The sequence below is a fragment of the Mucilaginibacter sabulilitoris genome (assembly GCF_034262375.1).
In the GTDB taxonomy this organism is placed as follows: domain Bacteria; phylum Bacteroidota; class Bacteroidia; order Sphingobacteriales; family Sphingobacteriaceae; genus Mucilaginibacter; species Mucilaginibacter sabulilitoris.
The window spans coordinates 993,882-1,015,739 of record NZ_CP139558.1; the positions used below are offsets into that span (position 1 = coordinate 993,882).

The 21,858-nt window shown below is 42.8% G+C and carries 31 protein-coding genes; 21 read left to right on the forward strand and 10 right to left on the reverse strand.

Going from position 1 to position 21,858, the window contains the following annotated elements; translation table 11 throughout:
* Positions 1 to 147: 147 nt before the first annotated feature.
* The 4 genes from SNE25_RS04400 to SNE25_RS04415 all read right to left on the reverse strand — a co-directional run bounded on the left by SNE25_RS04400 (position 148) and on the right by SNE25_RS04415 (position 2,410).
* The gene (locus SNE25_RS04400) at positions 148 to 1,599 is read right to left on the reverse strand and encodes an IS1182 family transposase (protein ID WP_321563730.1); all 1,452 of its coding nucleotides are present in this window, start codon (positions 1,597 to 1,599) and stop codon (positions 148 to 150) included.
* 140 nt (positions 1,600 to 1,739) lie between these two features.
* Entirely contained in the window at positions 1,740 to 2,015 is a 276-nt protein-coding gene (locus SNE25_RS04405) for a putative quinol monooxygenase (protein ID WP_321563876.1), read from the reverse strand.
* A 17-nt stretch (positions 2,016 to 2,032) separates the two neighbouring features.
* On the reverse strand, positions 2,033 to 2,233 hold the full coding sequence (locus SNE25_RS04410; protein WP_321563877.1) for an SDR family oxidoreductase: 201 nt from the start codon (positions 2,231 to 2,233) through the stop codon (positions 2,033 to 2,035).
* Between the two features lie 27 nt (positions 2,234 to 2,260).
* Positions 2,261 to 2,410, reverse strand: coding sequence for an SDR family NAD(P)-dependent oxidoreductase (locus tag SNE25_RS04415; RefSeq protein WP_321563878.1), 150 nt, complete (start codon positions 2,408 to 2,410; stop codon positions 2,261 to 2,263).
* A gap of 160 nt (positions 2,411 to 2,570) precedes the next feature.
* Here SNE25_RS04415 and SNE25_RS04420 point away from each other — a divergent pair, with 160 nt between their 5' ends.
* The 9 genes from SNE25_RS04420 (at position 2,571) to SNE25_RS04460 (ending at position 7,364) form a co-directional block, all read left to right on the forward strand.
* Positions 2,571 to 2,774, forward strand: a complete 204-nt coding sequence (locus tag SNE25_RS04420; RefSeq protein WP_321563879.1) for a hypothetical protein — start codon at positions 2,571 to 2,573, stop codon at positions 2,772 to 2,774.
* Positions 2,775 to 2,822: 48 nt separating this feature from the next.
* Positions 2,823 to 3,497 (forward strand): peroxiredoxin-like family protein, encoded by a 675-nt coding sequence (locus tag SNE25_RS04425; RefSeq protein WP_321563880.1) that lies wholly within the window; start codon positions 2,823 to 2,825, stop codon positions 3,495 to 3,497.
* 8 nt (positions 3,498 to 3,505) lie between these two features.
* A complete protein-coding gene (locus SNE25_RS04430; protein ID WP_321563881.1) occupies positions 3,506 to 3,961 on the forward strand; it encodes a thioredoxin family protein in 456 nt (151 codons plus the stop codon).
* 108 nt (positions 3,962 to 4,069) lie between these two features.
* Entirely contained in the window at positions 4,070 to 4,675 is a 606-nt protein-coding gene (locus tag SNE25_RS04435) for a sigma-70 family RNA polymerase sigma factor (protein WP_321563882.1), read from the forward strand.
* 1 nt (position 4,676) lies between these two features.
* Positions 4,677 to 4,964: a hypothetical protein gene (locus tag SNE25_RS04440; RefSeq protein WP_321563883.1), complete on the forward strand. Its 288-nt coding sequence runs from the start codon at positions 4,677 to 4,679 to the stop codon at positions 4,962 to 4,964.
* 23 nt (positions 4,965 to 4,987) lie between these two features.
* Entirely contained in the window at positions 4,988 to 5,671 is a 684-nt protein-coding gene (locus tag SNE25_RS04445) for a cytochrome b/b6 domain-containing protein (protein ID WP_321563884.1), read from the forward strand.
* Positions 5,658 to 6,437, forward strand: coding sequence for a molybdopterin-dependent oxidoreductase (locus SNE25_RS04450; RefSeq protein ID WP_321563885.1), 780 nt, complete (start codon positions 5,658 to 5,660; stop codon positions 6,435 to 6,437). Before SNE25_RS04445 ends, SNE25_RS04450 begins: the two co-directional genes overlap by 14 nt.
* Before the next feature lie 4 nt (positions 6,438 to 6,441).
* Entirely contained in the window at positions 6,442 to 6,846 is a 405-nt protein-coding gene (locus tag SNE25_RS04455) for a hypothetical protein (RefSeq protein WP_321563886.1), read from the forward strand.
* Between the two features lie 50 nt (positions 6,847 to 6,896).
* Positions 6,897 to 7,364: a DoxX family protein gene (locus SNE25_RS04460; protein WP_321563887.1), complete on the forward strand. Its 468-nt coding sequence runs from the start codon at positions 6,897 to 6,899 to the stop codon at positions 7,362 to 7,364.
* Between the two features lie 424 nt (positions 7,365 to 7,788).
* Here the strand turns inward: SNE25_RS04460 and SNE25_RS04465 are convergent, their stop codons facing one another.
* The 6 genes from SNE25_RS04465 to SNE25_RS04490 form a co-directional block, all read right to left on the reverse strand.
* A complete protein-coding gene (locus SNE25_RS04465; protein ID WP_321563888.1) occupies positions 7,789 to 8,493 on the reverse strand; it encodes a hypothetical protein in 705 nt (234 codons plus the stop codon).
* A complete protein-coding gene (locus tag SNE25_RS04470) occupies positions 8,477 to 9,016 on the reverse strand; it encodes a carboxymuconolactone decarboxylase family protein (RefSeq protein ID WP_321563889.1) in 540 nt (179 codons plus the stop codon). Before SNE25_RS04470 ends, SNE25_RS04465 begins: the two co-directional genes overlap by 17 nt.
* 19 nt (positions 9,017 to 9,035) lie before the next feature.
* Positions 9,036 to 9,566: a DUF417 family protein gene (locus SNE25_RS04475; RefSeq protein WP_321563890.1), complete on the reverse strand. Its 531-nt coding sequence runs from the start codon at positions 9,564 to 9,566 to the stop codon at positions 9,036 to 9,038.
* A 595-nt stretch (positions 9,567 to 10,161) separates the two neighbouring features.
* Positions 10,162 to 10,743, reverse strand: coding sequence for a carboxymuconolactone decarboxylase family protein (locus SNE25_RS04480; protein ID WP_321563891.1), 582 nt, complete (start codon positions 10,741 to 10,743; stop codon positions 10,162 to 10,164).
* Positions 10,733 to 11,053: a hypothetical protein gene (locus SNE25_RS04485; RefSeq protein ID WP_321563892.1), complete on the reverse strand. Its 321-nt coding sequence runs from the start codon at positions 11,051 to 11,053 to the stop codon at positions 10,733 to 10,735. Before SNE25_RS04485 ends, SNE25_RS04480 begins: the two co-directional genes overlap by 11 nt.
* A gap of 43 nt (positions 11,054 to 11,096) precedes the next feature.
* Positions 11,097 to 11,327 (reverse strand): hypothetical protein, encoded by a 231-nt coding sequence (locus SNE25_RS04490; protein ID WP_321563893.1) that lies wholly within the window; start codon positions 11,325 to 11,327, stop codon positions 11,097 to 11,099.
* Between the two features lie 227 nt (positions 11,328 to 11,554).
* On the opposite strand from SNE25_RS04490, the gene SNE25_RS04495 reads away from it, so the two are divergent.
* The 12 genes from SNE25_RS04495 (at position 11,555) to SNE25_RS04550 (ending at position 21,819) form a co-directional block, all read left to right on the forward strand.
* Positions 11,555 to 12,409, forward strand: a complete 855-nt coding sequence (locus SNE25_RS04495; protein WP_321563894.1) for an AraC family transcriptional regulator — start codon at positions 11,555 to 11,557, stop codon at positions 12,407 to 12,409.
* Positions 12,410 to 12,542: 133 nt separating this feature from the next.
* Complete coding sequence (locus SNE25_RS04500; protein ID WP_321563895.1) at positions 12,543 to 13,079, forward strand: DUF417 family protein; 537 nt, start codon at positions 12,543 to 12,545, stop codon at positions 13,077 to 13,079.
* 44 nt (positions 13,080 to 13,123) lie between these two features.
* A complete protein-coding gene (locus SNE25_RS04505) occupies positions 13,124 to 13,657 on the forward strand; it encodes a carboxymuconolactone decarboxylase family protein (protein ID WP_321563896.1) in 534 nt (177 codons plus the stop codon).
* A 76-nt stretch (positions 13,658 to 13,733) separates the two neighbouring features.
* Positions 13,734 to 14,093, forward strand: a complete 360-nt coding sequence (locus tag SNE25_RS04510) for a hypothetical protein (protein ID WP_321563897.1) — start codon at positions 13,734 to 13,736, stop codon at positions 14,091 to 14,093.
* Between the two features lie 8 nt (positions 14,094 to 14,101).
* Positions 14,102 to 15,322 carry a bifunctional alpha/beta hydrolase/OsmC family protein gene (locus SNE25_RS04515; RefSeq protein ID WP_321563898.1) on the forward strand — a complete coding sequence of 407 codons (1,221 nt, stop codon included), beginning with the start codon at positions 14,102 to 14,104 and terminating at the stop codon, positions 15,320 to 15,322.
* Positions 15,323 to 15,340: 18 nt separating this feature from the next.
* Entirely contained in the window at positions 15,341 to 15,583 is a 243-nt protein-coding gene (locus tag SNE25_RS04520; RefSeq protein ID WP_321563899.1) for a hypothetical protein, read from the forward strand.
* A 161-nt stretch (positions 15,584 to 15,744) separates the two neighbouring features.
* Positions 15,745 to 16,704, forward strand: a complete 960-nt coding sequence (trxB, locus tag SNE25_RS04525; protein ID WP_321563900.1) for a thioredoxin-disulfide reductase — start codon at positions 15,745 to 15,747, stop codon at positions 16,702 to 16,704.
* Between the two features lie 693 nt (positions 16,705 to 17,397).
* On the forward strand, positions 17,398 to 17,949 hold the full coding sequence (locus tag SNE25_RS04530; RefSeq protein WP_321563901.1) for a TetR/AcrR family transcriptional regulator: 552 nt from the start codon (positions 17,398 to 17,400) through the stop codon (positions 17,947 to 17,949).
* 89 nt (positions 17,950 to 18,038) lie between these two features.
* On the forward strand, positions 18,039 to 18,578 hold the full coding sequence (locus tag SNE25_RS04535; RefSeq protein WP_321563902.1) for a TetR/AcrR family transcriptional regulator: 540 nt from the start codon (positions 18,039 to 18,041) through the stop codon (positions 18,576 to 18,578).
* Between the two features lie 38 nt (positions 18,579 to 18,616).
* Positions 18,617 to 19,483 (forward strand): alpha/beta fold hydrolase, encoded by an 867-nt coding sequence (locus tag SNE25_RS04540; RefSeq protein ID WP_321563903.1) that lies wholly within the window; start codon positions 18,617 to 18,619, stop codon positions 19,481 to 19,483.
* Positions 19,484 to 19,720: 237 nt separating this feature from the next.
* Positions 19,721 to 20,590, forward strand: coding sequence for an alpha/beta fold hydrolase (locus SNE25_RS04545; protein WP_321563904.1), 870 nt, complete (start codon positions 19,721 to 19,723; stop codon positions 20,588 to 20,590).
* 32 nt (positions 20,591 to 20,622) lie between these two features.
* Complete coding sequence (locus SNE25_RS04550) at positions 20,623 to 21,819, forward strand: MFS transporter (RefSeq protein WP_321563905.1); 1,197 nt, start codon at positions 20,623 to 20,625, stop codon at positions 21,817 to 21,819.
* The last annotated feature ends 39 nt before the right edge of the window (positions 21,820 to 21,858 follow it).

Sequence of the window (21,858 nt, forward strand, 5' to 3'; positions counted from 1 at the left end):
CGAAAAGCGATCAAGAGAAAAGGCAACTTTTACTTGGTCGCTTTTTTGTTCTGATTGCTTTTGTGTGGGTGATTTAATGTGGATAATACGGGCCTATAGGAGTTTGGGGAGTGCAAAAAACGGCTAAATACCTCTTTTTATTGTTTTTTAGGCGATCAGCTTGATGATCCTTTTCAGATTGACAGTAAAGATGGCCAATGCGCCCTGCATCTGCATGTTTTCGATACCATAAGCTATCGCCCGGTCATAACCATGAACGTTTTTTAGTTCACTGTTTTTGGCTTCGATCTTATACCTGTGTTTGATGCTTTCCTTATATTGTGTCGTTTCCTGAAAAGCCATCTGTTGTTGGTGCAGGTCTGACTTTATGCTTACAGAATAGGTCTTGGTTTTTGCCCCAGGTTTGTAGCAACCCTCCCTAAATGGGCAGATTTTGCATTTTTCAACATCAAAGTAATACGTGTCTGTCTGATTTGTTCCAACGTTCTTTTTTCCCTGTCTTGATTTTCGTATGGACAAATGCCCTGCAGGGCAAACGAACATATCAGCGTCTTTGTTATAATTGAACTTATCTTCTTCTTTTCTAAACCCCTGGGTAATGGTTGGGTTTAGTTTGGCTACCACCTTAATATCCTGTCCGTTCATTAACGCAAGGTTCTCTTTTCCTGAATAAGCCGAATCGCCGATGATCCTTTCTACTTCAATGCCGTTGTTCTGACTGATCTCCAGAAGCTTGGGAAGTTCCGGCCCATCACCTTTTTCACCTGATGTTACTACCGCAGCGGTAATGATGCGTTCTTCGGTCATCGCCAGATGGGTCTTGTAACCAAAGAATGAGTTGTCAGCTGATTTATGCCCTGTTTTGGCATCCCTGTCTTTAGATAATGTATAATGATCCTGCGTATCCGCTACCGTTTCCTTCAGCAGGTTCAGCTTTTCCTTCACCGCAGGTATCTGGCTTAACGTTTGATCAGCTTCGATGTGCTTTTCCAGCGCGCTGCAATAAGCCAGTTCCTTTTCCAGTTCGTCGGCTGTGTTCTTTTCAGGCATACCGGCCTTCATGTCTTCATCGATAGCATATACCGCTTTGCGGAGCAGTTTCGAGCGTTCCCGCAATACTTCCAATGCTGAATATGGGTTTGACCGTGACAGGGAATGCGTAGCATCAACAATGATGGATCTGGACCGGATGACCCCTTTTTCAATAGCGATAGCGACCGTTTTACCAATGAGCAGGTTTAACAGATCATTATCCTTTAGCCGCAGCTTTCTGAACTTTGTTAATGAACTGGGATCAATAACTTCTTCTTCAGGCGACATATCAAGGAAATATTTGAAAGACATATCATACTGCGAACGCTCAACCACATCAACGTCTGAAACCGTATAAACCGTTTTCAACAACAGATACTTGAACATCCGTACAGGGCTTTCTGCTGCCCGGCCGTTAGTAATGCTGTATTTGCTGATCAGTTCATCATAGATAAAGGTAAAATCTACCAGGTCATTGATCTTCCGCAGAAGATTGTCTTTAGGAACGATCAGGTCATATAAGCCCGAAAACGCGCTAAAATGGATCTTTTGTTGTTGAACGAGCATCTTGTAGTGGCTTTCTTTTGACACTTCAAGATACAAAAAACGGGGTTGAAAAACTAATTTTTCAACCCCGTTTTGCCTATTTAGACTTTTTCAGTACCCTCACGTTGGTACGGCCCTTTTTTTATTTAACGGCGATCAGGTCAACCTTTTCGATGACAGGGTCGCTGGGCAAGTAATTCAGGCGCCCTGACCATTAATGCAGCGGCGATTTGTCCGTTCAAATGCGCGGTTCTACCTTCCTCGGCAGCAAAGGTATCAAAGATGCCAAAGGTTGATGCCGATAACTGCAGGGCATACCACCTTACGGTTTGCTCCTCCTGTTGTGCCAGTGCTAGCGCATTTTTGAGCAACCCAGCTACGTCCTTTTCTTTACCGGGCTTTGCCTCCAGGCGCGCAAGTAATGCGAATTTTTCCATTTTAAAATATATTAAAGTTAAAGAATGTTTATGGTTGCACCACCATCTACGGAGAGGTTTTGGGTTATATAGGCAGCTTTATCCATAGCCAGAAAGGCAACAGCAGCGGCGACCTCATGGTCCTTTGCGATGCGGCGCAATGGTATACGTGCAATGATTTTTTTAATTTCTCTGGCTGGCTTAATAAGCCACTTGTGAGCGGCGTTTCGGTAAACCACGGAGACACTGTATTAACACGTATTCCATCAGTTGCCCATTTCCGAACGGGCATCAACCAATTCCCGAGCATTGCAAGAGGTGAAAAGCACTTCTGCACCGAGCTCTGCCAATTCTCGAACGATCGCTTTACCAATCCATTTTGATCCGCCTGTAACGAGCGCTTTTTTGTTTTTCAAATATCAGTTGTTCATATGTTATCACGAAGGCAATTATTAGCCTTAACAATTGGTTGTGGCAAACCAAACTCTTACATGAAATTTGAACAAAATATTTTTACGAATAACTGTAAGGTTTAGTGATCTGTCCCTACTAAACAATAAATAATCAAATCGAAAAATGAAAGCAATCAATTTAAAAGCCTTTGGTATTGCAGCAGCTGCGATATTATTCCTGTCTGTTGGCACTCAAGCTCAGGACAAAATGAGTAAAATGAAAAAGGATACCACGAAAATGTCCAAGATGTCCAAAATGGATCATAAAAAGGGCCATAAGAAAATGGACAAAATGGATAAAATGAAAAAAGACACTGGTAAAATGTAATTAACCAATGCCGGCGGGAATAATACCGCCGGCTATTAAAACTATCAAATGAAATTTCCTATAGCAAAAATTTTTACATTCATAACCCTGACAGCAGTTTTGGCGACAGGTAGTTTAAAGGCAAACGCCGAAATTAACCAACCTTTCAGCAGGGATACATCAAAAGCGATGTCTTATCCGGATAAATCCACTGACATAAGCCCGCTGCTTATTGGCGAATCTATCCCGGCGGTCAAAATTCCTGCATCAGACGGCCAGTTATATGATCTTAATGCCAGTATTACTCAAAAGCCGACGATCTTGGTATTTTACCGCGGCGGTTGGTGTCCGTTCTGTAACAAAGAATTGGCGGGTATTCAAACGATTCAAGCGGATCTGGTCAAAATGGGTTACCAGATCATTGCGATCAGTACGGACAGCCCGGAAAACCTGAGCAAGTCAATCGATAAAAACCAACTTACTTATAAGTTGCTTTCAGATGCGGACCTCGCAGTTTCCAAACAATTTGGATTGGCTTTCAAAGCCCCCGCGGCGTATGGTAAAACCCTCGAAGCCGGATCAAACGGCAAAAATATAGATAAGCTGTTGCCGGTACCTTCGGTGTTCATACTGGACAAAAAAGGGGTTATTCTGTTTGAATATATCAATCCTGATTTCCGTCAGCGCATCAGCCCGGAATTAATGCTATCTGTAGCAGCCTCATTAAGTAAGGTAAATAAGTAAATCGCACCATGAAATACAACAAGCGGTTTTATGTCATAATCTTCATTGTCGGGGTAGCTATGGTGCTTGGATTCCAGGTCTCCAAGGTTTGTTGCCAGGACAGAAAGCCAAAAATGACAGGTATTACTTTTACAGATAAAACGTGGAAAGAAATTCTTTCACTGGCGAGGCAGCAGCACAAGCTCATTTTTCTGGATGCTTACGCAGATTGGTGTGCACCTTGTAAGCTATTGAAAGAGCGTACCTTCAAAGATCCTGCTGTGGGTGCTCAATTCAATCGGCAATTCATCAATGCTTCAGTCGACGTAGAAAAAGGCGAGGGCTTGGTTTTAGCCGAACAATACGATATCACAGCCTATCCGACCCTGCTCTTTCTAGATAGTGACGGTAAGGTCATCTTCAAGTCAGAAGGGTTTGTGAACGCAGATCAATTGGGTGCTTTTGCAAAGTCAGTGGTTAAGTAACTAATAGCAAGTAAATTAAGTTGCAAAAAAAATATCATTTATTTTGTAAGTTTTATCAACTGTTTACGACTAATGACGATAAAACTCTGTAATTGATATTTCGCACTTATGCAAAACAGAATTAGTAACGAAGATATAGTTGGAAACCAGGCTGGCACCCTACTGGAGCCGCATTTGTGGGTAGAACGATATGCTGATTACCTGTACAAGTATGCTTTCGGACGTCTGAATGATGAGCAACAGGCTCGGGACTTGGTACAAGATACTTTTTTAGCAGCGCTGGAAAAGACCGGGAATTTCCGGGGTGATAGTAATGAGCGAACCTGGCTGACCGCTATTCTGAAATACAAGGTAATCGATGTTTACAGGAAAAAATCCAGCGTCCTTGTTGTCACCGACCAGTTTGGGTCGGCAGCAGATGAAGACGAATATTTTGATCCCGAATTGAATAACTGGAAGCGGGAACACTGGCCGCAGCTATTTGGCGTTGAAGAAAACGATCCGCTTCATAACAAGGAATTTATGGGCGTCCTGCAGCAATGCCTGAAGCGCCTTCCGCCACTTTGGATGTCGGTATTCCGGTTAAAACACCTGGAAGATGAAATAACGGAAACTATTTGTAAGGAAATGAAGATATCATCTGCTAACTTTTGGGTGATCATACACCGTGCAAAAGTAAATCTGCGGTCATGTCTGCAAAAAAATTGGATATGATATGAAAAAGATATTGAAAACAGAGGAAGATAGGATTGCTTACAACTGTAGAAAGGCAACCTATTTAATCGAAAAAAAACAAGACGAAGAATTAATTGTACGTGAACAGATGGAGTTGCAGCTTCATCTGGCCGGTTGCTATATATGCAGGGTTTATGAACAGCAAAGCATCATGATCAATGGAATGATTAAAAAACTGCTTAGCGAACCGCACGAAGTCGAATTAGGTCAAGAATTCAAGGAAAACATGAAAAAGAAAATAGAAGAAAAAATTGCCAATAAGCATTAAATAAAGTAAACGCCAGGAGACGAATGAAAATCATCAGAGAAAAACATTCACTTGTTATGCGGTGGACACATTGGATCAACTTTCCCCTGCTGGGGATTATGATCTGGAGTGGTTTGCTGATCTATTGGGCCAATGACGAATATCAAATATCCATCTCTGGCCATACGTTTTTCCATTTCTTTTCCCAAAGGTTCTATGATGTTTTGAAAATACCACACCGATTGTCGGAGGGAATGGCTTTTCATTTCCTTTTTATGTGGTTCTTTACCCTGAATGGGATTTTCTATACGTTCTATACGCTAATATCCGGAGAATGGCGAAGCCTTTGGCCTCAAAAATCATCATTCCGCGAAGCCTGGCTGGTTTTGTTACATGATCTTCATATTAGCAAATGCGCACCGCCGCAGGGTAAGTATAATGCAGCGCAACGAATTGCTTATTCTGCGATTATCCTGATGGGCGCAGGTTCTGTGCTGACAGGGCTGGCTATATATAAACCGGTGCAGTTGAGCTGGCTCACATGGGTAATGGGTGGTTATCACCTGGCCCGTATCTGGCATTTTCTACTTACGCTGGGTTATGTCTTGTTTTTCATCATTCATATTGTTCAGGTCATCCTGGCAGGCTGGAATAATTTCGGGTCGGTAGTATCAGGATTTGAAATAGCCAGCAAACCTGTTAAAACCATTTCCCATGAAGAAGAATAAACTTAATAATCCGCTGACCCTAGAACAGAAGATAAAGCGCCGGAACTTTTTGTCTTTTGGCATCTTTGGAGTGTTAGGCGCCGCCGCTTATGGTAGCTGGAAATGGTTGTATCATTCGCCGGAAGAAACGGCCGGAATAACCGCCGGGACAAAAGCACCGCTACGTAGGGCGCTGAACAAAACGGAGATTTTTTTCAGGCGACTTACCTTTAATGAAAATCATATGGTTAAAACCTATCCGGTTGAAATGGCGGCTAAGCAGGTGCGGCATAATTCTGATATCGGATCGGAAGATGAAATTGATAGTGAGCAATGGCAGCTAAAAGTTATCAGAAAAGATAAAAGTCAATTGAACATTTCTCTGAATGAAATTAAGAAACTGCAGAAAACTGACCTGGTTTTTGATTTTAAATGTGTAGAAGGCTGGGACCAGATCCAACACTGGGGGGGACTTCGCTTCAGGGACTTCATGGAACACTTTGGTTTAGAGGAAGAAGCGAAGCCGAGTTATGTAGGTTTGATGACGCCCGATAAAGAATACTATGTAGGTATCGATATGCCCAGCGCCGTTCATTCACAAACCTTATTAGCCTATGAAATGAATGGGAATCCCTTACCGGAACAACATGGAAAACCACTGCGCCTGATTATCCCTGTCAAATATGGCATCAAAAATCTGAAGCGCGTCGGTACTATCACATTTAGTGACCAAAGGCCGCCGGATTATTGGGCCGAACAGGGTTATGATTATTATTCAGGTTTATAGAGAAATGGTAAAGAAGCATGATTTATTGGCGTCCTGTAATTCAGCTTTAAGCATGAAGGGCTTTAAGGGTTTGCTTGTACTTTTCTTTTTTATCGCTTTGGGATTTTGTCCCTTACGTAACACCCTGATTGCTGTCATTACGCATCATCCGGTAAAACGTTCGATCAACCGTTCCGCCTGGCCACAGCGCGATGGTAATATTCGGTGCAGTGGAATTGATGCCGGTTGGCTGACTTCCGGCAAAACTTCGGAAACAGTACCAGCTGCTGGGATCCTGTCTGAAATAAATTTAAAAAACAGACAATCATTTTATACACTTATCCTGGTGCGAAATTTCGTGACTTCGCGCCAAAACACTACTTACCAAAAAGTCCCCATTTATTTGCGAAAACGTTGCTTCCTGATTTGACCGATATTAATTTTCTGTAACTCTTAACTCATTAATTTAATATCAAAATCATGATAAAAACAACATTTTCCATTAAAGGTAAGGATTACCGGCAATGGGCACCATTCGTACTACGTGTAATCACGGGTCTCGGCTTTTTACTTCATGGCTGGGCAAAGCTTAGCAGGGGCCCTGAAGGCTTCGCGAAGTTATTAACACAGCTGCATATTCCTTTTCCGGATATCATGGCCTGGATAACCACACTTACTGAAATTCTTGGCGGAGCAGCCTTGATCGCAGGTATTGCTGTCAGCCTGATCGCCATACCTCTAATTTGTACCATGTTGGTAGCGATGTTCGGCATTCATATCCATTACGGGTTCAGTGCAGTCAAAACTATCGGCCTCACTCCTGGTGGGCCTGTCTTTGGGCCACCTGGTTATGAGATCAATCTTATCTATATTGCTTCATTGATCTCGTTAATGCTTACCGGTGGAGGACGCTGGTCGGCTGATTCTTTTTTTGCGAAAGAAGAATGACTTTACAATCAGCGCCGACCAACCGGCGCTGATTGCTTGAATGCTATAATGGGGCCTTGAGGAACCATTCCTGATTACTGGTTCAAGAGGCGCTTCTAATTTGTATGATTTAGTTCTCTGGAGGAAGAAGAATTCCCTGTTATTTCAATTATAATTTGTTGCTTTGAACTGATTTTACAGAATAATAACCGCCTGTTGTGGCGGGTGATGATCTAATTCTGATGGCTTCCTCTGTTGGCATCCCAAAGTTCATGTTTGGTTTCATCTGCAACCAACTACCCTGTTACATCGAGAGCACGACCGCTTTGTTCGCCTGTAACGAAATATTGATCTAATCGTAGACCAGTAACAGCCCAGCATTGGTTTGGATCCGCCATTGATTTCACTCAAGAAAAACCAATGATTCACAAATCGACGGTCGATTTCAGCAAATACTTTCGGGATTATTGCCATCTGCAGGATGGTTCTTCAGTTGGCGCAGAAACGAAAGGAAAACCGGGTAAACCCTGCTTATGGTAAATATCATTAAAACTAGACCGGTCACAACATTGACAAATTCCTGAAACGCACCGAAATGCCTGGCAAGTAACGCTCCCAGGAAGAAATAAGACACCGCTGACAAAACTGCTCCAAAGCCTACGCCGGCCACGTATACTTGATGAGACCCGCTAGCCAGCAGATTTTTGCATTTCAACAGGGAAATCTGCTCCTGCAAAGCAGGAACCCTAACTGTAGAAAGAAGGGTCATCAAAATTCCGCTTAGCACAATAAACCCGCATTGGCTTTTCAGATCTGAAAAATAAAACGGTTCCTCGGTTCCGGCGCCGAGATAACGAATGGCCAAGAAAGTTGTTGTTGCCGCGGATAATAATACGACAACCATATTGAATTTTGAGAGCCGTTCTCTTCTGGATAAAAAGTGCAGTGCTGCTTCTGCAGAAACGATTTGTGTCAGGATAGCTGCCATACCAAACAATATTACGCCCCTGAAATCATGTGCGAATGCCAGTCGTGCCACCCTTAGATTGGGTGGTACGACTGCTACCGATTGGAGAAAGGTAAGATTAGTCACCCAAAAGAATATTTTCGCATTGGCATTCATAAAAGATAGACTAAGCGTGATTTTCATTGCCGCCGGGGATGTCCAGAGGAACACCCATGCTGCAGGTAAGAAAATTGGTAAACGTTGTATCTGCAACGCATACGATCATATCGACCATATTTTCCACTGTATACCCCGCCTCCAAAAATCGCTGGACAGTCTGTTCCCTCGGCCTGCCTTTGCCAACGACAATTTCTGTTACCAAATTAGCCAAAAAGTGATATCGTTCATTAAAAATGATGGTACCTTCAACAATCTGGTTAATCTCCTCATTGCTGAGGCCATTCAATTTGCCAACCATGATATGCGAATCCAGGCAATAGGGAGAATTATTAAGGGATGCCACCACGATGCCTACGATCACCCTTTCAATCGTGTTCAGACTTAGGGCATGGTGGTGAAGCGAGTAGTAAGCATCCAGGGCTTGCTCGGAATGAGCGAGCATACCGTATAGATTCGGTATGCTGCCCAGTTTGTTATTAAAGTGGTCGAAATATTTCCGGTTTACGGCACTTACTTCGGCGTATTTGATTAATGGGAACTGTCTCATGACTTTACATTGTCGGATGTTATTTTGATTTGTTTTCTTCCAGTATGGCCCTGTGCCCGAACTGTGTAATCAGGTAAAAGGAGGCGCCCATGCTAATGATGTCTTTGAAAAGGAATAATCCAAGAAAGCTCATGTAATTTAAACCGTTCACACCCACTAATGAACCTGGAGTAGTAATCACCATGGTGCTCGTCGTAAAGAACATGACTACGGCCACGGCGCCACCGAAAATGCCAAATTTGGGTTTAAATTGTCCGATGATGATCAGGACAGCCGCTATCACTTCGGTTACACCGATCAGATCAGAGCCAATATAAGCACCAAACACCTGGAAATGCCAGCTGATCAGCGGACTATTATTCACTAATGGAATAATACCTTCTGCTCCCGGAGCTGTCATTTTGTAAGATCCTGCCCAGAGGAGCATCACTACCATTCCAATAGTTATAATTTTATGTCCTAATCTTTGCTGAGATACCCAGCTTGAAAATTTCAATACAATGTTTTGATTAACTGCATTCAGGTTTGTTGATCGGTGTAATGTTTTCATTTTTGATTTGTTTTGATAACTCAAAGGTCGGACGAAATAGGCAGGTATGAAACGACTGGATTTCCCGAACGGTGGACTGGATTTCCCGAATTGTTGCTTTAATTTATTGTCGGCCGATTAACTGAGATAACTCGTCACCTGCGTTTACCAGATCCATAAAAAAATATAGGTGTCAAATGCTTAAACTTCTCCCTTTTATAGATGTTAAGCTAGTGCCTGATTTTTACACTGTATCGTGATGCCCCGATAAAACCTCACATAGAAACCGACCAGTAGCCACACCAACGAGGAGAATTGTCTTCTCAGTCTTAATAGCATTAACGATATCATAGAATGGGAAATAAAAGTATTAAATGGTGATGATAGCTCAAATCAACCAACCCTTATTGATGGTTGACTGTCTGTTAGAAATGCCTCAATACAGCAGTATCTGGGAAGGTTCTACACCCGAACCGGTCGGCTAAAAACCAGGGAGCCGGTGCGTCAAGCATATGTAGCGTCTCCTCAAGCAGTTTACAAATGTGTTTTTACTAATAGCTGGGAAATTCTTCCTGGCCACACATACAACATTCTTCCTTCAGCAGCAAGGTGTTTGTTAAGCATAGCCACGTTTAAGCAAGTATTTTGCTCCGGCCTCGAAAGCCTCGTCTGTCGGTACAGAAAATCCAAAGGAATCTGCTAGCCGGTTGGTTACATTAAAAGCGAAGCAGACTGCTAGGGCGTCCTCGATCTGTTGGGGACTAACTCCCGCATGGATAACAGTTCGCATATCTGCAGCAGTGACCGCATTTTCCCTGGTGAGTTTGCTTATCATTAACAAAGTGGTGAGTAGCGCGGGTGTTATGGGGGCGTTTTCAATATCCATTAATACCTGGGTAACTTTTTTTGGGTCTTGGTATGCACCGGCGGAGGTAGCTGTATGAGCCTTGACGCAAAACGCACATTTATTTTGCCGGGACACGTAGGCAGCCATCAGTTCTCTGTCACCTACTGACCATTCGGAAGGACCGCGCATCGCGGTTTGGGTAAATGCCTTAGCCGGGGCACCGTAAAAGTCGGGCCGGTAAAAAACGAGCCTGGCGGCATCTGGCAGCGGAAAGCCTGAAAAAAATTTAATCATGCCGAATAATAGCTTAGTACCAAAGCTATAACCATTGTTCAATACCTCAAGACGCATGGCTGCCCCCTTCCATTACAACTTCGGCCAAAGCGGACAATCCATTATAATATTGCCGGGATGCTTGCCCGACTGCACCACAAATGATCAATTCAAACAACTGATCTTCGCTGTAGCCGGCCGCTTTTGCCACCGAGATATCATTATCGGTCACCTTGTATGCATTATGCGCGACTTTATTGATCAGAGAGTTCAGCGCACTAGGTAAGTCTGCGTTTTCAAACGCCGCTTTGCGCTGCTGCAGTTCGCTTTGGCCATCACCTTTGAGAATCCGGTCGATCAAGCTTTGGTAAAGTTGTTGATATTTCATTGGTTATCATTTGATAGTTTAGAAAGAAAAACGCTGAACCGTGTTAAATGGTGTCCTGATAGTTGGTAATGCCTGACATCTTTTCTGAATTCCTGGCCTGTTTGCTGGAAGGCTGCTTCAGAATATTGTCTGACCGGCAGGGCACTGCACTGTTCCAGGCTACTCTCCGGGTAAAGGCTGTCTGGGAATCGTTTTTCAAATCCAATGATAATTGTTCGTCAACAGCAGGGTTTACATGCGGCTCATTTATTTGCTCTGTTCCTAAAGACGTCATTAAGGCATCGGATTTAAATTCAAGCTAATATAAATGTTACAATAATAAAATAAAAATTAAAACAAGGTGGTCTGTTTTATTATGTTTACTTTTATATTTGTATCAAGAAAGTATAACAACGAGATCTTTTAAAACCGATTGGCATAAAATACAGTAAATGTTGCGCCTTGCCTGTAAGTAATTGAATCAGAACAAGACTAAGATGTAAGGATTGATGCACTAAACTAATGATACACCAGTATTTCAACGAACAAACGAGCGCGCTCTTCAGGATGGTCTATAATGAGGCCGTTTTCAGCCGTGACTTTTATGGGAAGGATCAAAAGGAAAAATTGCTGACAATTGCATGGAATCGCGGCGCAGAACAAGTGATTACCATCGACAATGCACTTTATAAATTTCCTGCAAATACCATTCACTGCCTGATGACCAGTGAAAATTTTCATTTTGAACATCCAGAGCATATTGTGGCCTGGCAGTTCAGCCGAGATTTTTATTGCATCGTTGACCATGATAAAGAAGTAAGTTGTGTGGGTTTTATCTTTTATGGCCCTCCTCAAAAAATGTTCATTTGTCTCTCAGGTACTGATCAGATACGATTGGCCTCTTTGCTGGAGATGTTCAAGGATGAATTTGAGACCAGCAATCAAATCCAGGGGGAAATGATGCAGGTCTTACTTAAGCGCCTTATTATTATCATTACGCGCCTGGCAAAGGATCAGTTTATTAATAAGAATGAATTGCCCGGTGATAAGCTGGACATTATCCGAAGGTATAATTTCCTGGTGGAGACGTATTACAAAAAGGAGCACCAGGTAAGCTTTTATGCGGACCAGCTGTTCAAATCACCTAAAACCTTATCCAATCTTTTCGCCCTATATAATCACAGAAGTCCCCTTCAGATCATTCAGGAGCGCCTGGCGCAGGAAGCCAAACGCTTATTCTTCTATACGGATAAAACGTCCAAAGAAATTGCCTATGAACTGGGCTTTGAGGACGCGGGACATTTCGGTAAATTTTTTAAAAGAATGACCGGCCAAAATGTTTCAGAAATCAAAAAGAGCAATGTTTTAACGCGCTAAGCGGCTTTTTATAGCGGATTTGATCATTCGGGAAATTCAGACCACTTATCGGGCAGTCTGGTCGTTCCCCGAACGGGCAAATTGCCTGACCTTTGAGATATCAATTCATCAAAACACTAAAAAAATTATTAACATGAAAACTACGGTACTGAACACAGAACAGCTACACAACCACGACAGTCAAAACATCGCGATCAAATTCGCTTCATGGGTAAGCCGGAAAAATGTTCCATTTTTAATTATCACCACAGGCATGGTGGTGATGCTCCTTTGGGCGGGATCTTACAAAATGACCGCTCCGGGTGCAGAAGGTATCGTGCCTTTGGTTGACAACAATCCGCTGATCAGCTGGCATTTCAAATTATTCGGTGTTTACCCCGGCTCAGATATGATTGGTCTTACGGAATGGATAGCGGCCATATTTATAATTATCGGTTTATTTAAACCGCAGGCCGGCGTGATCGGTGGCGCAGTGGCCGTAGTTATGTTTTTTGTAACCAGCACGATGGTGATTACAACTCCCGGGGCATTGACTCCTGTAAATGGAATTAACTACATGAGCTTCCTTGGATTATTCCTTTTTAAAGACATCATCAACCTTGGGGCTTCGTTTTATTTGATATCCAAATTCGGTCACAAGGCTATACTGGAGCAAAATAAAGCCAAATAATTACTATAGAAATTTATTAATCAACAATTTAAATACACTGTATAATGAAAACAATTGCAGTTCCAACAAGAGAACAAATATCACCAGCAAATCAGGGATTATTTGATACCCTGAAAAAAAATATTGGCACCGTTCCTAACCTATACGCAGTTTACGCCCATTCGGAAAATGCCCTCGGAACCTACTTAGCTTTATCCGGCGCAAAAACATCATTACATCCCAAAGAAAAGGAAGTTGTAAACCTAATTGTTAGTCAGGTGAACGAATGTGCCTACTGCTTGGCTGCGCACACCGCCATTTCTAAAATGCAGGGTTTTACTGAGGAGCAAATCATAGAGATTCGCAAAGGTGAAATTACCTTCGACAATAAACTGGATGCGTTAGTTAAGGTATCAAAAAGCATTGCCGAAAATAAGGGGCATGCTGACCCGCACTTGGTAGAAAACTTCTTTGCAGCGGGTTATAATGAAGGTTCACTGATCGACGTCGTGATGGTTATAGGCGATAAGACCATTACCAATTACATTTTTGCCTTAACAGCTGTTCCGATCGATTTTCCGGCTGCACCAGCTATTTAACTTATTCAAAGGCCCGTGCCTAAAAAGTACGGGCATTTTTACTTGTAACACATTTGCCCAAACAATCACGCGAAGTATGGGAGCGGAAAGCGAAATAGATTGGAAACAATATATAGTTGAAAACTTCTTTTCCACCTGGGAAAAGCTTACATCGGTGGATTTGACAGATTATGCATTCTTGATCCGACATCATTTTGATGTACCTGACATCGCGGAGCAGATAGGCAACGTGATTGAGGACGCCAATGATCCGGCGACGCTGATCAAATATCACAAAGGCAGAATCTGCAAATTGATCAGGGATTTCATCGATGCATTACTAAACATTTCTGACGATGGTAAGCATATCACCAACAAGAATATTGAACAGGCCAAAATCGTAATGCAACAAGGTGAAGACTGCATTTATTCATGTCCAACAAATAATCTTAAGTAGAAAGAAGCATGCAAAGCCGAAAACTTGAAATACTAAACAAACAAGGCTATAAGCTGAATGCCTACTTGGAGTTACCGCCAAATGGTAAACCTACGCATTACGCAATTTTTGCGCATTGCTTCACCTGCAACAGCAATCTGAACGCGGTACGTCATATCAGTGCGGCCCTGGCCGTACACGGCATAGGCGTAATCCGGTTCGATTTTACCGGGCTTGGACAGAGTGAAGGAACGTTTGCTGAAAGTCACTTTTCGGCGAATGTCGGCGATCTGGTAGCGGTAGCACAATATATGAAATTGCATTATGCGTCACCTGCGCTATTGGTTGGTCATTCCCTTGGCGGTGCCGCAGTTATTGCTGCGGCCGCAAGGTTACCCGAAGTCAAAGCAGTAGCCACAATAGGCGCACCGGCAAGAGTCGACCACGTTAAAAAGCATTTCAGACTCGAGAAAAATGATAGAACCGGAGATCTGGAATGGGAAGTTAATATTGGCGGCCGTCCTTTTATGATTACCAAAACATTTTTGGAAGAAATAGAGAAAGTGGATTTGCATGCCATTTTAGGACATCTGCATAAAGCAGTACTGTTTCTTCATGCCCCGGGTGATAATATCGTCGGCATCGAAAATGCACAATCACTCTATGAGGGCGCGGTACATCCCAAAAGTTTTGTATCTCTTGATGATGCAGATCATCTCCTTACCCAAAAAGAAGACAGTACTTACGCTGCTAATATTATCGCCACTTGGGCATCGCGATATATTCCAATTGAGCCCAACAAAATGCTCGACACCGCTGGTGAACAGCTGGTTGGACATCTTAACCTTGAGGAACACAAGTTTACTACCATGATGCAAACAGTGCATCATGCGTTAATTGCAGACGAACCGGAAGATGTTGGCGGTGAAAATCTCGGACCATCGCCTTATGATTACCTGAGCGCCGCACTGGCAGCCTGTACCACCATGACAATCCGTTTATATGCAGAAAGGAAAGGCTGGGAGTTGAAAGAGATATTTGTTTATATCACCTACGCCCGCAGACATGAAGATGATATGAAGGAAGGACCGGGCGAACCAGGTCATTTAGAAACCTTTTCCAAGAAACTGCGATTAATCGGTAATCTCGATGAGGCACAAAAAGAACGATTAAGGGAAATCGCGGCGAAATGCCCTGTTCACCAGACTCTAAGTCTGCCTGTGCATGTCGAAACCACATTAATTAACTAACCATAAATCTAAAAAATTATGATCAACCCAGAAGACATTATCCCTTTAGATGACCAGGAAGGCGAAGATAAATCAGACCAGCAGAGTCAGCAGGACATACATTCTAATGGCCTGGATGAAGAAAACGTTCCACGTGCCGAAAGCACAGAACCACCGTTAGATTTGCTTAACCAATCCTACAGGGCTGCGGATTCTGCTTATTTGCCCGGCGAAAAACCCGGTTCGGATTATCGCATTAAACGCAAAAGAAAGCTTGAGTAGTCACGGGGGAGGGCTGCCCGCCCCTCCGGTTGATAGCATTTGATTTCTCTCGAACCTAAAGTAATCCCGGAATTTCAGATAAGCTTCTCGGGAAGCCGGACATGTTTTTTATCGATTATACTTTTAACACTACGAATAAAGATCGAACACAAAACCACATTATGACACAAGAAACAGAACATGTTAAATGCCTGATTATCGGATCAGGACCGGCGGGATATACTGCTGCCATATATGCTGCCAGGGCCGATTTAAAACCTGTCCTATACACGGGAATACTAGAGGGCGGTCAATTAACCATGACCACCGAAGTAGAAAATTATCCGGGTTACCCAGAGGGAATTCAGGGGAAGGACATGATGAAGAATTTCCGTGATCAGGCTGAGCGACTCGGGGCGGATATCCGTAGAGGCTACGTTACCTCGGTAGATTTTTCAGGTTCGCCATTGGCGGTTGTTATTGATGAACAAAAGATTGTAACAGCTGATGCCATTATCATTTCAACGGGCGCTTCGGCTAAATGGCTGGGGTTGGAATCAGAACAAAAATACAATGGTTTTGGCGTTTCTGCTTGCGCAGTTTGCGACGGTTTCTTCTTCAAAGGACAGGATGTAGCTATCGTCGGCGGCGGAGACACGGCAGCTGAAGAGGCGACCTACCTAGCCAAACTGGCACGAAAAGTTTATATGCTCGTTAGAAGGGACCAGTTCCGTGCCTCTAAGGCCATGGTCAACCGCGTACTAAATACCCCAAATATAGAGCTTATCTATAATTCGGAAGCGAAAGAGATTCTTGGCGACGGCCTAAATGTTACAGGGTTAAGCATTATCAACAACCAAACGAATTTAGAAAGTAAATTGAGCATAACCGGATTTTTCGTTGCGATTGGACACCATCCCAATACAGACATTTTTAAAGGCTGGCTGGATATGGATGAAACCGGCTATATCATTACTAGTCCTGGCAGTACGAATACCAACATAGAAGGCGTCTTTTGCTGCGGGGATGCGCAGGACCGGATTTACCGCCAGGCGGTGACTGCAGCTGGTACTGGCTGCATGGCTGCGTTGGATGCTGAGCGCTACCTCGCTGCCAAAGAAGATGCGACGCTTTTCATCTGATTACTAAAATGAGATAATAAATAAACCAAAAATGACCTGCCAAATGCAAACATGGAACTTCAGTGTTTTTCCTCTAAAAATGTAAAACAATTCACCAGAAAATTCTTGTCCGACACGATTTCTTTTCCGCAGCTGATGAAAGGCGATCACCCGGTTCTGAATTCGTCCGCGTTGAAGTCAGGTAGCCGATATATTAGTCTTCAGAAAGGGTGCCGATTTTGTTTTCATGGGCCGAAAGAATCCAGGGATCACTGGTAAGTGTTACCAGGCATTTGGAACGGTTCGGGACTTAGCTGGTAAATGACAAGAAACCGCTCATTAAAATTACGCTTGCATTTGATAAAGTAATGGAAGTGCAACATCACTATTGCACGATATGTTTTCTGTGGTTCACAGTTTTTCTTGACCGCGCATTGCATTCAGCGGGGGCTGCCAGGGAACCCTATATGACCAACCTGAGCTGAAAGCTGTTGGGGCGGTACTGCAAATCAAGACAATTAAACAGCTTAATAAGCTAAAAGATATACTCCTCGTTCTTTATATCCTCCATTGCGCAACAAAGGAAGATACAACTTCAAAGCAAAAAGGGTTACCAGGAGAGTAGCCCTTTTTTTGTTTAAGGAAAGTAAAGTTATCTCTTAATTTTACCTGAAACAGACTTGTCGGTGTCTGAAAAACAGTTAGTTTTGCCATATGCGCAATGAGAGAAAAAATGGTGTTAGACAGGCCATTGTAGATACGGCTTCCCGGCTGTTCTATAAACAGGGTTATGTAAACACCGGGATCAACCAGATCATAGCTGAATCGGGAGTAGTAAAATCGACACTATACACTGCTTTTCGTACGAAAGAAGACATCTTAATGGAATATTTAGTGCAATCAGGAGCAGCAACTGACGCAGCTCTTAAATTAGCTGCTGAAAAAGGGAAAGATGACAAAGGAAAAGTATTGGCTGTGTTTGATTATTTGATTGATTTAGTACAGGAAAAGGAGTTTTACGGTTGCAATTTTCTGAACCTGATATCTGAAATCCCAACGGATGCTGAGCGGGTAATTAAACAGATTCAGAAACAAAAGAATGGTGTCCGAAAACTCTTTGCCAGTCTATTGGAGCCAATGGGCAAAGAAGAACTTGCTGACGAAATCTACATTTTATTCGAGGGGGCTCTCATCGCAAATAAAGTGCACAACAAAGTTTGGCCCGTTGATGCAGCTAAGAAAATTGCAGCTAAACTGATTTCTTAAGGATATAAAGCCAGTATAGGAAATATGAATTAATTAATTATTTTAAAACAGACTTGTCTGTTTTAAAATAATTTTTATACCTTTGAATTATGAAGAGGAATCAAGCCCGAGAATGTATTATTAAAACAGCTTCCCTGTTATTTTATAAACAAGGTTACTCGAATACTGGAATCAACCAAATCATAGATGAGGCTGGTATTGCCAAATCCACCTTATATCAACATTTTCGTTCTAAAGAAGATCTTCTGATTGCGTACCTGGAAGAGACCGGGGTGTTGACGTTAAAAGCATTAAAAGATGCTGCTCAATCAGGTACCACTCCTCTTGAAAAGTTGGTTGCCATTTTCGACTACTTGGAGAAGCTTGTTGGGATGGATGAATTTTACGGCTGCCACTTCCTGAATATTGTGTATGAAATGCCTAATAGGGAAGAACGGGCAAGGGAGCAAATCCGCAGGCAGAAGAATTTAGTCAGAAACCTGTTGGGAACTATCATCGAACCCTTGAATAAGCCAGAGCTTGCAGATGAAATATACACCTTATTTGAAGGCGCTTTGATTGCACATAAGGTACATGGAGCCAACTGGCCGATTAGATCGGCAAAGAACGCAGTCTTACAATTAGTATAAAAAATTTATTTTATTAAAAACAAACCTGTCTGTATTATATGAAAGCAAATAAATTAAAATATCTGTACGCCAACGTAGATGGCCTGAAGATTTTTTATCGGGAAGGCGGTAGCAAAAATAAACCACATATGATTTTGCTAAACGGTGTGCCTAATGCCTCCGGTGCCTTTCAGGACTTGATGAATGTTCTGAAAGAGGATTTCTACCTGGTGGCACCCGACTTCCCAGGATTTGGCTATAGTGACGCGCCGTCACCAGCGGAGTTCGAATATAGTTTTGACCATATATCGAAGGTAATTGAGCGATTTATTACAGTCGTTGGCTTACATGAACCGAGTGTTTATGCTCTTGGGTATGGTGGGCCGGTAGCTTTTAGGATTGCTGTACGTAAACCCGACTTATTCAAGACATATATTTTTCAGAACTCGAATGCTTATGAGGAAGGGCTGGGTCCGGCAATGCAGGGGGCAGCGCCATTTTTGACAAACCGAAATTCGGAAACAACCGAATTGGTTAAGCCCCTGTTAGCCATGGAGGGTTTACAGCTTTTTTTTACTGCGGGAGCAAAAGATTCATCTCTCATTAATCCTGACCATATCGAACAAGCCTTTTATCTTTTGAACCGGCCCGGCCAGGCGGAAATTCAACTGGATCTTCTTTATAATTACGGAAGCAATCTTGAGGAATATCCCGTTTGGCAACAGTTTCTGGTTCAAAGGCAGCCAAATATATTGTTGGTATGGGGTAAGAATGATCCATTTTTTCCATTGCCTGCAGCAGAGGCGATTCAAAGGGCCGTACCTTCAGCAGAGCTTTATGTATATGATACGAGCCATCTCGCACTTGAAGAACATTTTGATGACATTGCTGGCAGGATCAAAGAATACTTTAATAAACATGAATAACCCATTCATAAAACAATAACAGCTAAAACAGTTCTTAGAAATAATATTAAATGTTATTTACTGGTGGATAAGGTTTCCATGGTTGCAATAAAATTATCAATAATGCCTGGTGTAGTCTGGGCCTAAAAAGGTTTTAAATGCTAACATGGACAATAAGGCAATTAAAAAATAAAATATTAAAAACAAGCCAGTCTGTTTTATATCCCACTAATTACATATCTTTAAAACTATATAATCATGAAATCTCAAACAGTCAAACATCTTAAAACCAAAGTCCTGAATCTTAACATTTTTTACCGTGAATCAGGAGCAAAGGATGCGCCTGTTATCCTGCTGTTGCACGGATATCCTACATCATCACATATGTACCGCAACCTGATTCCGTTATTAAGTGATCGGTTTCGCGTGATTGCTCCGGATCTTCCCGGCTTCGGTTATTCAGATGCGCCCAAAAACACTGAATTTAATTACACATTTGATAATCTGGCGCAGTACATGCAGGCTTTTATTGACCAGCTAGGCATTAAACGGTTTGCCATGCAGGTATTTGATTACGGTGCACCTGTAGGTTATCGCCTGGCACTAGCCAATCCGGAAAAAATAACAGGCATTATTTCACAAAATGGCAATGCCTATGAAGAGGGCTTAAGTGACGGATGGAACCCGATCCAAAAATATTGGGCAGATCCCAGTGAGCAAAACCGCAATAACCTTCGTGCAATGACCACTTTGGAAACCACTAAATGGCAATATTTGACGGGCGTTGGTGATGAAACATTGGTTGCACCCGAGTCTTTTACACTTGACCAATATTTTCTTGAACGGGAAGGCAGCGTCGAGATCCAATTGGATCTTTTTAAAGATTATGCCAGCAACGTGGCCATGTACCCTGCATTCCATCAATATTTTAAAAAGTATCAGCCCCCATTTTTAGCGGTGTGGGGTGATAAGGATCCTTTCTTTTTACCGCCCGGTGCCGAGGCGTTCAAGAGAGACCTGCCTGATGCAACAGTAAAATTTTATGATACAGGCCACTTCGCATTGGAAACCCATGTTAATGAAATTGGGGAAGAAATTTTGACCTTCCTCAACAAACTGCCAGCATGATGAAAATCAAAAAGATCAGGTAAGCGATCTCCATGAAAGAAAATTATCAAATTAAAAATACGGCGGCAATGGCCGGAATTATATTTGTGGCACTTGCACTAAGGCCGGCGCTTGTCTCTCTCGGGCCGGCCCTTGTTGCAATTAGGAATGATTTCGAAATGTCTCATTTCGCTGCAGGGGCGCTGATATCAATTCCAGATCTTTTAATGGGACTGATGGCATTACCCACACCCTGGCTTATGAAAAAAATTGGCCGGGACAACCTGGTCTTTGCTTCACTAGGATTGGTTGCAATTTCCACGGTGGCAAGAGCCTATGCGCCAAATATTGGCTTCTTGCTATTGTATACCGCAGGGGTGGGTACGGGAATTGCAATTGCCGGAACCATACTGTCCGGTTTTGTCAAAGCAAATTTTCCCACAAGGACAGCGTTTGTAATGGGGATATATGCTGCCTCACTGTCAATAGGCAGTACACTTTCCGCATTTAGCACCGCTCCGCTCTTAAAAGTCACAGGCAGCTGGAGGATTGCCACCGGGGTATGGGCATTACCTGCAGTTGCGGGACTTGTAGCCTGGTTCATTGTAAAAGTGAAAGAAACTAAATACGTGAAATCACCTATAGTGTTCGACACACCAAAAATCCCTTGGAAAAACGGGCTCGCCTGGAGGATAGCGATATTCTTTGCTTGCGTAAACCTGATTTTTTATGCGATGATCACATGGACAGCGTCCATGTTCATTGAAAATGGCTTGCCGGGAAATATTGCGGGGAGTATTTTGGGATTTTTTACGCTGATCTTTACTTTATCCAGTTTCACCATCGGAGGGTTCAGTAAATCACGTGACCGCCGCACTTTGTTAATCGGAAGTTCACAAGTTACACTGGTCGGTTTTATTTTAATGTACTTTTTTACAGGAGCAGTAGCCATTGTATTTGTGGGTATTGTGGCCGCAGGTCTTGGCGCCGCATTTACGCTTGCTATGACACTCCCATTAGATAATACCTTGGATCCGGATGAAACGAATTCATGGACCGCATTTGTAATGACGATAGGATATCTGATTGCAGCGGCAGGCCCACTTTTATTGGGGTTAATACGAGACATGACCGGGGATTTTAAAATACCTGTGTTGACGCTTATGGGGGTTTCAATGGGAATGATTCTAATTGGTAATTCACTTAAACCCAGGAAACTCCGCTTTAGCGACCTTTACAAACGTTCGTGATTGCTTGGAACCTTCTATTAATTCGATAATTACCTAGAA

Excerpts from the sequence above, each read along its gene's own strand:
- SNE25_RS04475 (WP_321563890.1), bottom strand. The coding sequence starts at position 9,566 with ATGAAAACATTACACCGATCAACAAACCTGAATGCAGTTAATCAAAAC.
- SNE25_RS04445 (WP_321563884.1), top strand. The coding sequence starts at position 4,988 with ATGAAAATCATCAGAGAAAAACATTCACTTGTTATGCGGTGGACACAT.
- trxB (WP_321563900.1), top strand. The coding sequence starts at position 15,745 with ATGACACAAGAAACAGAACATGTTAAATGCCTGATTATCGGATCAGGA.
- SNE25_RS04470 (WP_321563889.1), bottom strand. The coding sequence starts at position 9,016 with ATGAGACAGTTCCCATTAATCAAATACGCCGAAGTAAGTGCCGTAAAC.
- SNE25_RS04425 (WP_321563880.1), top strand. The coding sequence starts at position 2,823 with ATGAAATTTCCTATAGCAAAAATTTTTACATTCATAACCCTGACAGCA.
- SNE25_RS04485 (WP_321563892.1), bottom strand. The coding sequence starts at position 11,053 with ATGAAATATCAACAACTTTACCAAAGCTTGATCGACCGGATTCTCAAA.
- SNE25_RS04440 (WP_321563883.1), top strand. The coding sequence starts at position 4,677 with ATGAAAAAGATATTGAAAACAGAGGAAGATAGGATTGCTTACAACTGT.
- SNE25_RS04480 (WP_321563891.1), bottom strand. The coding sequence starts at position 10,743 with ATGCGTCTTGAGGTATTGAACAATGGTTATAGCTTTGGTACTAAGCTA.
- SNE25_RS04540 (WP_321563903.1), top strand. The coding sequence starts at position 18,617 with ATGAAAGCAAATAAATTAAAATATCTGTACGCCAACGTAGATGGCCTG.
- SNE25_RS04550 (WP_321563905.1), top strand. The coding sequence starts at position 20,623 with ATGAAAGAAAATTATCAAATTAAAAATACGGCGGCAATGGCCGGAATT.
- SNE25_RS04420 (WP_321563879.1), top strand. The coding sequence starts at position 2,571 with ATGAAAGCAATCAATTTAAAAGCCTTTGGTATTGCAGCAGCTGCGATA.
- SNE25_RS04505 (WP_321563896.1), top strand. The coding sequence starts at position 13,124 with ATGAAAACAATTGCAGTTCCAACAAGAGAACAAATATCACCAGCAAAT.
- SNE25_RS04510 (WP_321563897.1), top strand. The coding sequence starts at position 13,734 with ATGGGAGCGGAAAGCGAAATAGATTGGAAACAATATATAGTTGAAAAC.
- SNE25_RS04465 (WP_321563888.1), bottom strand. The coding sequence starts at position 8,493 with ATGAAAATCACGCTTAGTCTATCTTTTATGAATGCCAATGCGAAAATA.
- SNE25_RS04535 (WP_321563902.1), top strand. The coding sequence starts at position 18,039 with ATGAAGAGGAATCAAGCCCGAGAATGTATTATTAAAACAGCTTCCCTG.
- SNE25_RS04400 (WP_321563730.1), bottom strand. The coding sequence starts at position 1,599 with ATGCTCGTTCAACAACAAAAGATCCATTTTAGCGCGTTTTCGGGCTTA.
- SNE25_RS04530 (WP_321563901.1), top strand. The coding sequence starts at position 17,398 with ATGCGCAATGAGAGAAAAAATGGTGTTAGACAGGCCATTGTAGATACG.
- SNE25_RS04430 (WP_321563881.1), top strand. The coding sequence starts at position 3,506 with ATGAAATACAACAAGCGGTTTTATGTCATAATCTTCATTGTCGGGGTA.
- SNE25_RS04435 (WP_321563882.1), top strand. The coding sequence starts at position 4,070 with ATGCAAAACAGAATTAGTAACGAAGATATAGTTGGAAACCAGGCTGGC.
- SNE25_RS04405 (WP_321563876.1), bottom strand. The coding sequence starts at position 2,015 with ATGGAAAAATTCGCATTACTTGCGCGCCTGGAGGCAAAGCCCGGTAAA.
- SNE25_RS04450 (WP_321563885.1), top strand. The coding sequence starts at position 5,658 with ATGAAGAAGAATAAACTTAATAATCCGCTGACCCTAGAACAGAAGATA.
- SNE25_RS04500 (WP_321563895.1), top strand. The coding sequence starts at position 12,543 with ATGAAAACTACGGTACTGAACACAGAACAGCTACACAACCACGACAGT.
- SNE25_RS04495 (WP_321563894.1), top strand. The coding sequence starts at position 11,555 with ATGATACACCAGTATTTCAACGAACAAACGAGCGCGCTCTTCAGGATG.
- SNE25_RS04520 (WP_321563899.1), top strand. The coding sequence starts at position 15,341 with ATGATCAACCCAGAAGACATTATCCCTTTAGATGACCAGGAAGGCGAA.
- SNE25_RS04490 (WP_321563893.1), bottom strand. The coding sequence starts at position 11,327 with ATGACGTCTTTAGGAACAGAGCAAATAAATGAGCCGCATGTAAACCCT.
- SNE25_RS04460 (WP_321563887.1), top strand. The coding sequence starts at position 6,897 with ATGATAAAAACAACATTTTCCATTAAAGGTAAGGATTACCGGCAATGG.
- SNE25_RS04455 (WP_321563886.1), top strand. The coding sequence starts at position 6,442 with ATGGTAAAGAAGCATGATTTATTGGCGTCCTGTAATTCAGCTTTAAGC.
- SNE25_RS04515 (WP_321563898.1), top strand. The coding sequence starts at position 14,102 with ATGCAAAGCCGAAAACTTGAAATACTAAACAAACAAGGCTATAAGCTG.
- SNE25_RS04545 (WP_321563904.1), top strand. The coding sequence starts at position 19,721 with ATGAAATCTCAAACAGTCAAACATCTTAAAACCAAAGTCCTGAATCTT.